This window comes from Actinoplanes philippinensis, from assembly GCF_900113015.1.
Lineage (GTDB): Bacteria > Actinomycetota > Actinomycetes > Mycobacteriales > Micromonosporaceae > Actinoplanes > Actinoplanes philippinensis.
In genome coordinates this window covers 412,782-425,751 of sequence record NZ_FONV01000001.1, presented here as the reverse complement: position 1 = coordinate 425,751, position 12,970 = coordinate 412,782, and the positions used below count along the sequence as shown (strand labels likewise).

Below are 12,970 nucleotides of genomic sequence, written 5' to 3'. Positions count from 1 at the left end.
GACGCTCCGATCGACACCGTCCATATAGTGGGGATCGTGTCTCAGGGGCTGACCTATACCGATGCCGTCAAACTGCTCGGCGGCTCCGGCCCGCTGATGAAGGCCGCCGACAACCTCCTCGGCGGGGTGCTGGCGGTGGCGACGGCGGGCGGCAGCGAGGCCGCCATCAGCCTCTTCGACGCCAAGACGGAGGCGGTCCGGCTCGGGCATCTGGTGGCCGAGCGGATCACCGATGTGGTACGCGACCAGACCCGCTACAACCGCAGCCAGCGCCTGCACGCCGCCCACGGCGTCCTGGTCGTCTCGTCATTCTTCGTATCGCTGGACGACTGCCTGGAGACCGCCGGACTCGCGAACCCGGCCTTCACCCGCGACGACCAGCTCCGCTTCCTGGCCGCGTCGCGGTCCGGCGGCTCCTGGCAGGCGCACCTGCTCGACGCCGGCATCCCGGCCCCGGGCCCGGACCGTACCGGCGACCGTCTCCGCGCCGACCTTCTCGGCTGGTTCGCGGCCCGCGCCCGGCAGATGGCCGCGCACCTGACCGGCCTGGCGGCCTGGGACGCCGCCGACGACCGGGCCCGCCGTGCCGCCGAGGCGCTGCTGACCGGTGGTCTGCCGGAGATCGCCGCCGACCGCTACGAGGAGGTCGTCCGCCGTCTGGTCCAGGACGTCCCGGAGTTCGGCATCTGGCTGGCCCGCCTGGAGTCGCGGGCGGTGTCGCGGGGTTTGGAGGGCCTGGAGTCGGCGCTGCTCCGGGCCACCTCGCACCGGGATCCGGCCCGCCACCGGGCGGCGCTGGCCCGCGTCTGCCGCGCCGAGCTGGACGAGCCGATCCTGGGCGGCGACGCCGGTGAGCTGACCATGCCGAGCCTGGCCTCCGCCTATCTGGACCCCCGGTTCCGGGTGCGGCCGGGCGCCCCGGGCCTGCGCCCGGCCGACGAGGACTGGTGGGCCGGCGCCGAGGTCCGTTCCGACTTCGACACGTTCCTCGCCACCTACCTCACCACCCCGCAGGCGGCCGCCGTGCCGCTGGTGCTGCTGGGCCAGCCCGGCGGCGGCAAGTCGTCGCTGACCCGGATCCTCGCGGCCCGCCTGCCGGCCGCCGACTACCTGGTGGTCCGGGTGGCGTTGCGCGAGGTCCGGGCGGAGGCGTCCATCCAGGACCAGATCGAGCAGGCGCTGCGCGGCACGATCGGCGAGACGGTGGCGTGGGCGGAGCTGGCCGGGTCGGCGGACGCCGCGATGCCGGTGATCCTGCTCGACGGCCTGGACGAGCTGTTGCAGGCGACCGGGGTGCACCAGTCCGACTACCTGGAGCGGGTGGCGGCGTTCCAGCGTCGTGAGGAGCTCCTCGGCCGTCCGGCCGCGGTGATCGTGACGAGCCGGGTCGCCGTCGCGGACCGGGCCCGGATCCCGGCCGGCGGGCTGGTGGCGCGCCTGGAGCCGTTCGACGAACCACAGGTCGACCGCTGGCTGGACTTCTGGAACACGGCGAACGCACGGTACTGGGCCGGGACCGGGCTACGGCCGTTGACCCGCGACGTCGTGCTGCGGTTCCCCGATCTGGCGGCCCAGCCGCTCCTGCTGCTCATGCTGGCCCTGTACGACGCCGGCGCGAACGCCCTCCAGTCCGCCGAGGACTTCGACACCGGCGAGCTGTACGAGCGCCTGCTGCACGATTTCGCCGAGCGCGAGGTGCGCCGCGTCCACGGCGCCAACCATCCCGAGCGGGAACGGCGGGAGCTGGTTCACGACGAGCTGGAGCGCCTGTCGGTGGTGGCGTTCGCGATGTTCCACCGCCTGCGGCTGTGGGCGACCGCCGACGAGCTCGACGCCGATCTGACCGGCCTCGGCCTGCGGGCGTCGGGCGCCCCGGAAACCGAGGGTTTCCACCGCGCCTTCACCGCGGGTGAGGAGATGGTCGGCCGGTTCTTCTTCATCCAGCGCACCCAGGCGGTCCAGGAGGATCAGACCCGGCAGACGTACGAGTTCCTGCATGCCACCTTCGGCGAATATCTGGTGGCCCGTCTGGTGGTCCATGCGGTGGATCAGGGGGTGGCCCTCTCCCGGGCACGGACCGGCCGTCTCGGTCACGCCGAGGACGACACCCTCCTCCGGGACCTGCTCGGCTTCACCCCGTTGTGTGCCCGCAGCACCGTGGTCCCGTTCCTCCGCAAGATGCTCCGCACCGGGTCCCGGGACTGGCTTCTGGCGAAGTTGCGGGTCGCCGTCACCCGGCCGACGCATACTCCACGCGCCTATCAGCCGGTCGACAAGCGCCTGGACCACTGGATGGCCACCTACTCCTTCAACCTGGCGCTGCTCGTCCTGTGCTGCGGCGGTCAGGTCCGGGCCTCCGAGCTCTATCAGCACGCCCGGGATCCCGCGAGCTGGTTGCGGGACACCGCCTCGCAATGGCGGGCGGCGGTCCCGGGCGGCATGCTGCTCGACGGCCTGACCTCCGTTCAGGTGACCCGCACCTGGGCCGATGACGAGCGTCGTGACCTGATCATGGAGTTCGCCGACGAGCCCGTCAGCGCCGCCGTCGATCCGATGTGGTCGAACCAGTTCGGCCCGAGCTGGCGATTCTCCGCCTCCGGGGTCATCGACGGCTTCAGTGAGAATTTCCCGCTGGCTCCGGCCATGGCCATGATGGACCTGTCCGGCGCGTTCAGCGACGACGTGCTGCGTCACGCCGCTGACCCGATCCTGAGTGAGCTGCTGTGGCCGGCGATGGCCACCTTCGTGGAGCACGAGCAGGGACGGGTGGAGTCGGTGGCACGCAGCCTCGTCCGGCTTCTCCTGGTGGTCCGGTCGCACGCCTGGACCCGGCAGGATCTGTTGACGGCCCACGAGCGCGTGACGGTGGCGCTCAGCCGATGGGGTGACCGTGCCGTGTCGCCGCCGGGCCTCTCCCGCTGCACGACGATCTATCTGGAGAGGCTCGTCCAGGACTGCCTGTACTTCTCGGCCGTCGAGACCATGCGCCTGCTGGACCGGCTGACGTTCGCGGATCCGGTCCAGGCGGCGCTGTTCCTGGAATGCCTGGCAGGTTTCTGGCAACAGCTGGATCCGGCCCACGACACGTTGATCAGTCTCGGGATGCACCTGGCGGCGGACGGGGCCGAACAGTTGTCGCCGGAGGCCTGCCTGCGCCTGCTGGAGGCTCTGCCGGTGGCCGGTTCGTGGGAGCCGGGCAATCTGCTCGCCGCCTTCGACCGGCGGCTGGCCCGTTCGGATGCGAGGGCTCGGATCGGCGCCGACCCCTGGTTCGCGGCTCGCCTGCGGGACGCCGTCGCCCGGTTCGACGGTCACCAGCGGGCCGGCCGGGCGGCGGCCTCCCCCGGGGAACAGTGGCCGGGGGAGGGCGCCGTGGTGGGGGACGGATCCACCGGCTGATCCGGTCAGCGCGGCGTCAGCGTGATGGTGACCTGCCCGTTCCCCCGCTTGCGGTCGGCCTTCGGAACGGCGTTGCGGATCGCGCCGGTGGTGGCCCGGAGCGTGTCCTGGATCGACTTGATCGACCGGCTCGCCTCCGGCAGGTACTTCTCGTAGATCCGGTTGAGGCACTCGCTGGTGAACACGGTGACGGTCGGCCCGGCGGTGCGCAGCGCGACCAGCACGTCCTGGCTCGCGCCCGCCGCGGTGGCGGTGCGGTCCAGCACGCACGAGCCGAACTGGAACAGGTCGGCGACGCTGCGGCCGGCGCCGGTGAGGCCCGCGGCGCGCAGCAGGTCCTGCACGGCGGGCGCGGCGGCGTCACCGGCGGCGAGCGCGTCCCGGGCCGCGGCCCCGTGCTCGGTGTGGGCCAGCAGCAGCGCCTCGGCGGTCCGCGGGCGCAGCGCCCGGCTGTCCGGCAGGAACAGGTCCAGCTGGCGCAGACCGGCCTCCAGGGCGACCACCGACCAGTCGAGGCGGCCGGTCAGCTGGACCGGGCCGCGGGCGCCGGGCTGCAGCTCCAGGGTGACGGTCTGGCCGCCGCCGACCGCGACGGCGCCGGTCAGGTAGGTGAGCATGGTGTCCCGGATGCCGTCCAGCGCGTCCGGGGTGTCGGCGGCGGCCTGGGTGTCGACGACCGGGCGGACCCGCCCGTCCGCCGGCAGGTCCAGCAGGAGCGGGAACGGCAGCCGGTTGCGGACCCGGACCTGCTGGGATCCGGTGCCGGCGAGCACGCACGCGTCGATCCGGCCGGCCGGGGTGGAGACTGCCTTGACGGTGATGCCGGGGGCCTTCGGGTCGCAGGAGATCGGCTCCGGCGGCCCGGCCAGGTGCTCGACGGCGTCGGCCAGGGAGGTGACCGCGGCGGCCCGCGCGTACGCCCAGAAGGTCCGGTCGGTGCCGGCCTTGATCGGCAGGACCGCACCCGCGTGGGTGGTGACGGAGTCACCGGTCGCGTCGGTGGTGAGCCGCCAGGTGCCGATCACGAAACTGTCGAACAGGACGGTGTCGCCGGCGACCGTGCGATCGACCGCGTCGGTGACCGAGGCGGTCAGTGGCACCCAGCCACCGAGGTCGGCGGACCAGCCGAAGACGTTGAGCATCTCGGGGCGGACCCCGGACGGCAGCTCGGCGTAGTCGATGGCGATCCGGCCCCTGGTCAGGTCACCCTCCGCCGTCATGGTGACCATGTCGCCGACCGTGATGATCCCGGGCGGCGCCGGGCGGTCCGCGGGCAGCGGCTCCACCCCGAAGCGGACCCTGATGTCGCCCCGGCCGCCCCCGTCGGGCACGCTGAAGCGGACCAGGCCGTCCAGGGCGAACTCGGCGTCGCCGCCGGGCTCGACCAGCTTCGACTCGGGCACCCCGATCGGCCCGCAGGCCGTGAGCCCGGCACCGACCGCGATGCCCAGAATGCCCGCGAGCATCCCCCGTACGAGTTTCATGTGTTGTCCTCCCCGGCGGAGGAGGATAACCGGCGAATGTGAAATCCGGTCACCGACCGCGACGTGTCCACCGTCGCAGCCGGTGGGGACCGCCCGCGACGCCGTACCCGCATCGTAGCGTCGCTGTCGAGCCGGCACCCGCCCGGAGCGGCAGTGACCAGCCGATCGGGACGCCTCGCCGAGCGCGGGCGCACATCGGGTGATATGACTCATCGGGCGCGATCACCCTGGCGGCACCCGGCTCGAATCGTGCCGCTCGCGTTCCTCGCCCTGATCATCGCCGGCACCGGCCTGATGATGCTGCCGGCCGCCCGCGCCGAGCCCGGCAGCGCGCCGTTCGTCACCGCGTTGTTCACCGCCGCGTCCGCGGTGTGCGTCACCGGCCTCTCGGTGGTGGACACCCCGACCTACTGGTCGACCTTCGGCCACGTGCTGCTGACCGTGCTGTCGCAGATCGGCGGCTTCGGCATCATGACCCTGGCCACCCTGCTCAGCCTGCTGGTCTCGCGCCGGCTCGGCCTCCGCGGCCGCCTGCTGGCGCAGGCCGAGAGCGCCGGCCTCACCGGCGGCAACATGGTCGGCGTCCTGGTCCGGGTGGCGGCGGTCATGGCGGTCGCGGAGGGGCTCATCGCCGTCGTGGTCACGGTCCGTCTGTGGGCGGGGTACGGCTACTCGTTCGGCCGCGCGTTGTGGGAGGCCGTGTTCCATGCCGTGCAGGCGTTCAACAACGCGGGGTTCGCCCTCTACCCGGACAGCCTGATCCGGTTCGTCACGGATCCGTGGATCTGCCTGCCGCTGGCGTTCGGCGTGCTGGCCGGGTCGATCGGCTTCCCGGTCCTGTTCGAGCTGGCGCGCGAGTGGCGTACCCCCGGATGCTGGTCGACCCACACCTTCCTGACGGTGGCCGGAAGCCTGGTGCTGTCGGCCGTCGGTTTCCTGGTCTTCCTGGCCTTCGAGTGGCGCAACCCGGGCACGCTCGGCCCGCTGAGCACCCCGGGCAAGATGCTGGCCGCGTTCACGCAGGACGTGATGACCCGGTCCGGCGGCTTCAACAGCGTCGACCTCAGTCGGATGAACAGCGAGACGATCGCCGTCACCAACGGGCTGATGTTCATCGGCGGCGGCAGCGCGAGCACCGCCGGCGGCATCAAGCTGACCACGTTCATGCTGCTCGGCTACGTGATCTGGGCGGAGATGCGCGGCGAGCCGGACGTGGTGATCCGCAAACGCCGGATCGCCGAGGAGACCCAGCGGCAGGCCGTCACGGTGGCCCTGATGGGTGTCGCGCTGGTCGCCACCGGTACCGTGGCGCTGGACGCGCTGACCGACGACATCCCGTTCGACCGGGCGTTGTTCGAGGTCACGTCGGCCTTCGCGACGGTCGGCCTGAGCACCGGCGTCACCCCGGGCCTGCCCCCGTCCGCGCAGATCGTGCTGGTCGTGCTGATGTATGTCGGCCGGGTCGGCACGATCGCGGTCGGCACGGCGATCGCGCTGAACACCCGGCGCCGCCACTACCGCTACCCGGAGGAGAGACCCCTCGTTGGCTGACGAGAAACTGCCCGCGGGCTCGCACGTCGCGGTGATCGGCCTGGGCCGGTTCGGCGGCGCCGTCGCCGAGTCGCTGATCGAGCTCGGCTACGAGGTCCTCGGCGTCGACTCCGACCCGCGCATCGTCCAGGACTGGTCGGACCGTCTCACCCAGGTCGCCGAGGCCGACTCCACCGACGAGGAGGCGCTGCGCCAGCTCGGGGTGCACGAGTTCGGCCGGGCCGTCGTCGGCATCGGCACCAACCTGGAGACCAGCGTCCTCACCGTGCTCACGCTCACCGAGATCGGTGTCCCGGAGATCTGGGCCAAGGCCACCAGCGTCAAGCACGGCAAGATCCTCGCCTCGGTCGGCGCCGACCACGTCGTCTTCCCCGAGACGGAGATGGGCGAGCGGGTCGGCCACCTGATCTCCGGCCGGATGCTGGACTACATCGAGTTCGACGACGGCTTCGCCATCGCCAAGGTCCGGGCGCCGCGCGGCGCCGCCGGGCGCACCCTCGCCGCCATCGGGTTGCGGTCGAAGTGGGGCGTCACGGTGGTCGGCACCAAACGGCCCGGCGAGGATTTCGTGTACGCCCGGCCCGAGACCGTGGTGCCGGAGAACGCGGTGCTGATCGTCGCCGGCGACACCGCGAAGGTCGAGGCCTACGCCGCCGAGAACTGACCGCCACCGGCCTCGGCGAGCTTGAGCATCCCCGCGTCCACGAAGGCCAGGAAGTCCGTCTCGTCGGCCCGGTCGCCGTCGATCATCTCGAAGACCACCAGCACGTCGCCGTCGGTCACCGCGACGGTCAGGTCCCGGTCCTGATCGCCGTCGCCGGTCTCCTCGACGCGGACCCCGGTCGCGGCGTCCCCGAAGGCCGGCACCTCGAGCCGGGTGATCGTGGTGAGGTCGTCGCCCGACCCCTGCGACGGGCAGCGGGTGATCGTCTTCTCCAGCGCCTGGATGAACGCCAGGGCGTTGGAGGCGCCCGGCGCGGCGACGCCCATGGCGAGACTCGTCCCGTCGTCCTCCGAGAAGTACCCGATCGCCGCCGTGGTCGCGGACTCCTCCCCGGCGGGCTGATCGTCCTCGCACAGGCTCCGGTTCCGCGGGATGGGCAGCCGCTCGTTCGACGGCTCGCCCAGCGAGTGCCACCCGGCCGGCGCCTCGGCCTCGGTCAGCAGCCCTTTCCGCAGGTCGTCGAGGGTGGGCGGCCCCGCGGACGCGGGGGCGGCGGGCAGTGTCACGGCTGCGGTCGCGGCGACCGCCAGAATGATCCTTCGCATGCGGTGGAGCCTAGGAAGCCGGGACGCCCGGCCGAGGCCTGATCGCCGCAGAACCGCCGGTCCGGGCGACCTTTCCGGAACCTGCGGTCACGAACTCCCGGAACATCCGGCCCGCTATGAACGCCCGCACGAAGTGCCGGTGGTGCTCTCACCGGGGCTCCCGATTTGGGGTGGGTGGACGCGGCGCGGCAGGATCGGTGTCGTGAATGGGGACGGGGACCGGCTGTGGGTGCGGCTGCTCGGCGGGCTGCGGGTCACCCGTGGCGGCGCTGAGCTGCCGATCTCGGGCGCCCGGCTGCGCGGGCTGATCGCCCGGCTCGCCGTCGCCGGGGGCCGGCCGGTCGCGCCGGGGCTGCTCGTCGAGGCGCTCTGGCCGCAGGAGCAGCCCACCGACCCGGCCAACGCGCTGCAGTCGCTGATCTCCCGGCTGCGGCGGATGCTCGGTGGCGGCGACACCGTCACCCAGGCCGAGGGCGGCTACCGGCTGGCGGTTCAGCCCGACGACGTCGACGTCCTGCGGTTCGAGAGGCTCGCCGCGGCCGGCCGGGAGTGCCTGCGGGCCGGTGATCCGGCGGGCGCGGCCGGTCCGCTCGGCGAGGCCGTCGTCGGCGGGCACCTCGCGCCGGAGCTGGCCGAGGTCGCGCCGGCGCAGGCGGTCCGGCTCGGGCAGGTTCTCGTCGAGGCGGTCGCCGACCTGGCCGAGGCGGAGATCGCGCTCGGCTCGGCGGAGCGGGCGGCGGCCCGGCTGACCGGGGCGATCGCCGAGCACCCGCTGAACGAGAGGCTCGCGGCGCTGCTCATCGACGCTCTCACCGCCCTGGGGCGGCAGGCCGACGCGCTCGCCGTCTACGAGCGGGTGCGGGCCGCGCTCGGCGATCAGCTCGGCGCCGACCCGGGGGAGGCGCTGCGGGACCGCCACCTCACGCTGTTGCGCGGGACACCGCCTCTTGCGCGACCGGGGGGCGCGACGGCCGTACCGGAGAAGGGATTCGACCCGCCGCCGACCAACCTGCCGGAACCGCTCACCAGTTTCGTCGGCCGGGCCGACGATCTCGCGCGGATCGACGCGCTGCTCGCCGCCGGGCGTCTGGTGACCGTGCTCGGCCCCGGCGGCGCCGGGAAGACGCGGCTCGCGGTGGAGGCCGCGCGGCGCCGGACCGACGCGTTCCGTGACGGTGTCTGGCTGGTGGATCTCGCGTCGGTGACCGAGGCGGCGAAGGTCGGCGCCGCCGTGGTCGCGGCGGCCGGGCTGCGCGGGTCGGCGCTGTTCGAGACCCCCAACCGGCTCCGGGCCGACGGCCGCGGTGACGTCGACGTGCTCGCCGAGGGGCTGTACGGGCGGCAGATCCTGCTCGTCGTCGACAACTGCGAGCACCTGATCGACGCGGTCGCGCACCTGGTCAGCGCGTTGCTCGTGCGCTGCCCGCGGCTGCGGGTGCTGGCCACCAGCCGGGAGCCGCTCGCCGTCGACGGCGAGTCGCTGGTGCCGCTGGGCCCGCTCGGCCTGCCGGCGATCGGTGACGGCGCCGCCGAGGCCGCCGCAGCGCCCGCGGTGCGGCTGTTCGCCGAGCGGGCCGCCGCGGTCCGGCCGGATTTCACCGTCGACGACGTCACCGTCGGTGACGTGGTGCGGATCGTTCGCGGGCTGGACGGCCTGCCGCTCGCCCTGGAGCTGGCCGCGGCCCGGCTGCGCACCCTCGGCCTGGCCGGCCTGGCCGCCGGCCTGTCCGACAGGTTCCGGCTGCTGACCAGCGGGAACCGGACGGCCCAGCCGCGGCACCGGACCCTGCACGCGGTGATCACCTGGAGCTGGAACCTGCTCGCCGACGACGAGCGGACCCTGGCCGAGCGGATCGCCGTGCTGCCCGGCGGTGTCACCGTCTCGACCGCCGCCGCGCTCAGTGGCAACGCCGCGACCGTCACCGACCTGCTCGCCGCGCTCGTCGACCGGTCACTGCTGCAGCTCGCGCCCGGCGGGCGGTACCGGATGCTGGAGACGATCCGGGAGTACGGCATCGGGCGTCTCGCCGAGCAGGGCGCCCTCGAGTCCGTCCGCGACCTGGCCGCCCGGCACCTGGCCGTGCTCGTCAGCGAGTACGACCGGCGTCTGCGCACCGCGGCCCAGGTGGAGGCGCTACGGCTGATGCGCGCGGAGTACGACAACACGCTCGCCGCGCTGCGCCACTTCTGCGACATCGAGGACGCCCGGGCCGCGCTGTCGCTCGCGCTCGACCTGGGGTGGTATTGGCAGATGTTCGGCCGGCACGCGGACGCCGCCTACTGGCTGGCCGAGGCGCTGGCCGTGCCCGGCGAGGCCGACCCGGTGGCGGTCGACAGCGCCGAGGCGGTCCTCGTGCTCAACCGCACCGGCACCGAGCCGGGGCTGCTGACCGAGACCGCCGCCCAGCGCCGCGACCGGGTCCGGGCCCTCGCCGACCGGCTCGCCGCGCACCCGGAGCTGCCCGGCCCGGCCGGGGCGATCGCCGCGTTCATCCTCTACTTCGCCGGTGACAACGAGCTGGCCGAGCAGCGTGTCAACCGCCTGATCGGCGGACCGGACCGCTGGCTGTCGGCGATGGCGCACATGATGCGCGCCCAGATCGCCGAGAACAACGGCGACGTCGACCAGATGGGCCGGGAGGCGGCCGCGGCGCTGGACGGGTTCCGCGCTCTCGGCGACCGCTGGGGGCAGGCCACCGTGCTGCCGTTGCGCGCGCTGGTCCGGCAGTACGACGGCGACCTCGACGGGGCGCTGGCCGACCTGCGGGCCGCGCGTGGCCTGGCCGCCGAGTTCGGCTCCCTCGACATCGCCGACGAGATCTTCATCGACCTGCGCTGGGCCGACCTGCACATGCGGCGCGGCGAGACGGACGAGGCCCGCGCCGCCATCGCGCAGGCCCGCGGCCGCGCCGAACGCTCCGACTCCGGCGAGATGCGGCTGCTCGTCGACGCCCTCGAAGCCGGGATGATGATCTGGCTCGGCGACCTCGACCGGGCCACCGAGCTGATCGACCGGGCCGGCGCCGGGATGGGCATCGACGGCCCGGAGGAGGCGGACATGCGGCTGTTGCTCGGCGGCGATCACGGCTGCGCGATCGTCGGCGCCGTCCGGGCCTCCCTCGCGGTCCGCCGGAACGATCTCGACACCGCCGAGAAGGCGCTGGCCATGGCCTATCCGGCGGCCGTGCAGACGCAGGACATGCCGATCCTCGCGCTGGTCGCGGTCGCCGCCGGCGGGCTGGCCGTGCAGCGGGGGCTGCCCCGTGAGGCGGCGGCGCTGCTCGGCGCGGCGGCCCGGCTGCGCGGCGCCCACGACCACACCGCCCTCGACGTGACCACGGTGGCCACGCGGGTCCGGGCCGCTCTGGGCGAGGAGGGGTTCGGGGAGGCGTACGCCGCCGGCTGGAACCTGGAGACGGCAGCCGCGCAGAGCCTGATCGACCCCGCGCGGCTCGCCATCGGCTCAGGCCCGGCGTGAGTAGGCGCGCAGCGCCAGCGGCACGAAGATCACCAGCAGCCCGGCCATGAACATCAGGGTGGTCGTCAGCGGGCCGGCCACCGGTCCGCCGATCAGCAGTCCCCGGATCGTCTTGACCAGCGGCGTGATCGGGTTGACCGACACGAACGCCTGCAGCCAGCCCGGCAGCGTGTCCGTCGCGACGAACACCGGCGAGCCGAACGTCAGCGGCAGCACCAGCAGGAACATCACGCCCTGCACCGCGCCCGAGGTGCGGACCATCATGCCGACCCACACCGAGATCCAGCAGAAGCACAGGCCGAACCCGATCGACAGCGCCACCGCGGCGACCGCCGGCAGGAACCCGGTCTCCACCCGGAAGCCCATGATCGAGCCGAAGAGCAGCAGCACCACGCACACGCTCAGGTAACGCACCACGTCCGCCAGCACCGCCCCGACCAGCGGCGCGGCCCGGGAGATCGGCAGCGACCGGAACCTGTCGAACACGCCCTTCTCGATGTCGGCGTTCAGGTTCTGCCCGAGCGCCACGCCACCCATCGCCAGCGACTGCGCCAGCATGCCGGGCAGCAGGAACTGCAGGTAGGTGTGGCGGTCGCCGGTGATCGCGCCGCCGAACAGATACGTGAACAGCAGCAGGAAGATCACCGGCTGGATGGTGACGTCGATCAGCGCCTCCGGCGTGCGCATCGTCTTGATCAGGCTGCGCTTGGCCAGGGCAGCGCTGTGCCGCGCGAGCGGCGGGGCCAACGTCGTCATACCAGCTCCTCCGCCTTGGTGCGTCCGGTCAGCGCGTGGAAAACCTCGTCCAGGCTGGGCAGATGCAGCGCCAGCTCGGTCACCTCGATCCGCTCGCCACGCAGCGCCGGGATCAGCTTGTCCAGCGACTCGTCGCTCGTCACCGGCGCCGAGACCGCGCCCGGCCGTGACCCGGCGCTCTCGTCCAGGCTCGCCGACGTGCCCGGCGCGGCCAGCAGGTCCAGCAGCCGCAGCACGTCCGGCAGACGGCCCGGATCGGCCGGCCGGACCCGCAGCGTCTGCCCGCCGACCTTGCGCTTCAACCCGTCCGGGGTGTCGTGCGCGATCACCCTGCCGTGGTCGACCACCACGATCTCGTCGGCGAGCGCGTCCGCCTCCTCCAGGTACTGCGTGGTCAGCAGCACACTCGCGCCGCTCGCCACCTGGGTGCGGACCACACCCCACATGTCCTCGCGCTTCGCCGGGTCCAGCCCGGTCGTCGGCTCGTCCAGGAAGATCACCTCAGGCCGGCCGACGAGGCTCGCCGCCAGGTCCAGCCGCCGGCGCATGCCGCCCGAATACGTCTTCGCCGGCCGCTGCGCGGCCTCCGTCAGATCGAACCACGCCAGCAGCTCGTCGGCCCGGCGCCGCGCGTCCCGCCCGCTCAGATCCAGCAGACGACCGATCAACACCAGATTCTGTACGCCCGTCAGGTCCTCGTCCACGGACGCGTACTGTCCGGTCAGCCCGACCTTGCGGCGGACCTCCTGCGGGTTCTTCAACACGTCCACCCCGGCCACGAACGCGGACCCCTCGTCCGGCCGCAGCAGCGTGGCCAGCACCCGCACCGCTGTCGTCTTCCCGGCGCCGTTCGGCCCGAGCACCCCCAGCACGGTGCCCCGCCGCATCCGCAGGTCCACCCCGTCGAGAGCCTGCGTGCTCCCGAACCGTTTGCGCAGCCCTTCGGCGCGCACCACCAGATCTTCCGTTCCCATGCCGTCGAGACTGACGGCCGTGCCTGGCACGGCGCGCACACCGGCCTGGCACGGCCCGC

Annotated in this window: 8 protein-coding genes; 4 read left to right on the top strand and 4 right to left on the bottom strand. The window is 73.3% G+C overall.

Annotation, left to right across the window (positions count from 1 at the left end):
- Positions 1 to 36: 36 nt before the first annotated feature.
- Positions 37 to 3,399, top strand: coding sequence for an NACHT domain-containing protein (locus BM290_RS01915; RefSeq protein WP_143133567.1), 3,363 nt, complete (start codon positions 37 to 39; stop codon positions 3,397 to 3,399).
- Positions 3,400 to 3,404: 5 nt separating this feature from the next.
- Here BM290_RS01915 and BM290_RS01910 read toward each other — a convergent pair whose 3' ends face one another.
- Positions 3,405 to 4,883, bottom strand: coding sequence for a hypothetical protein (locus tag BM290_RS01910; RefSeq protein ID WP_093609240.1), 1,479 nt, complete (start codon positions 4,881 to 4,883; stop codon positions 3,405 to 3,407).
- A 204-nt stretch (positions 4,884 to 5,087) separates the two neighbouring features.
- On the opposite strand from BM290_RS01910, the gene BM290_RS01905 reads away from it, so the two are divergent.
- Together BM290_RS01905 and BM290_RS01900 are read left to right on the top strand one after the other, a co-directional pair.
- The gene (locus BM290_RS01905) at positions 5,088 to 6,434 is read left to right on the top strand and encodes a TrkH family potassium uptake protein (RefSeq protein WP_093609238.1); all 1,347 of its coding nucleotides are present in this window, start codon (positions 5,088 to 5,090) and stop codon (positions 6,432 to 6,434) included.
- Complete coding sequence (locus tag BM290_RS01900; protein ID WP_239143308.1) at positions 6,427 to 7,098, top strand: potassium channel family protein; 672 nt, start codon at positions 6,427 to 6,429, stop codon at positions 7,096 to 7,098. The genes BM290_RS01905 and BM290_RS01900 overlap by 8 nt, the downstream gene beginning before the upstream one ends.
- Here the strand turns inward: BM290_RS01900 and BM290_RS01895 are convergent.
- A complete protein-coding gene (locus BM290_RS01895; protein WP_143133566.1) occupies positions 7,080 to 7,703 on the bottom strand; it encodes a hypothetical protein in 624 nt (207 codons plus the stop codon). The two genes, BM290_RS01900 and BM290_RS01895, sit on opposite strands and share 19 nt — an antisense overlap.
- A gap of 202 nt (positions 7,704 to 7,905) precedes the next feature.
- On the opposite strand from BM290_RS01895, the gene BM290_RS01890 reads away from it, so the two are divergent.
- Positions 7,906 to 11,181: an ATP-binding protein gene (locus BM290_RS01890; RefSeq protein WP_239143309.1), complete on the top strand. Its 3,276-nt coding sequence runs from the start codon at positions 7,906 to 7,908 to the stop codon at positions 11,179 to 11,181.
- On the opposite strand, the gene BM290_RS01885 is transcribed toward BM290_RS01890, so the two are convergent.
- Together BM290_RS01885 and BM290_RS01880 are read right to left on the bottom strand one after the other, a co-directional pair.
- Positions 11,167 to 11,937 (bottom strand): ABC transporter permease, encoded by a 771-nt coding sequence (locus BM290_RS01885; RefSeq protein WP_093609234.1) that lies wholly within the window; start codon positions 11,935 to 11,937, stop codon positions 11,167 to 11,169. The genes BM290_RS01890 and BM290_RS01885 overlap by 15 nt on opposite strands.
- Positions 11,934 to 12,911, bottom strand: a complete 978-nt coding sequence (locus BM290_RS01880; protein ID WP_093609872.1) for an ATP-binding cassette domain-containing protein — start codon at positions 12,909 to 12,911, stop codon at positions 11,934 to 11,936. The genes BM290_RS01885 and BM290_RS01880 overlap by 4 nt, the downstream gene beginning before the upstream one ends.
- Positions 12,912 to 12,970 lie beyond the last annotated feature (59 nt).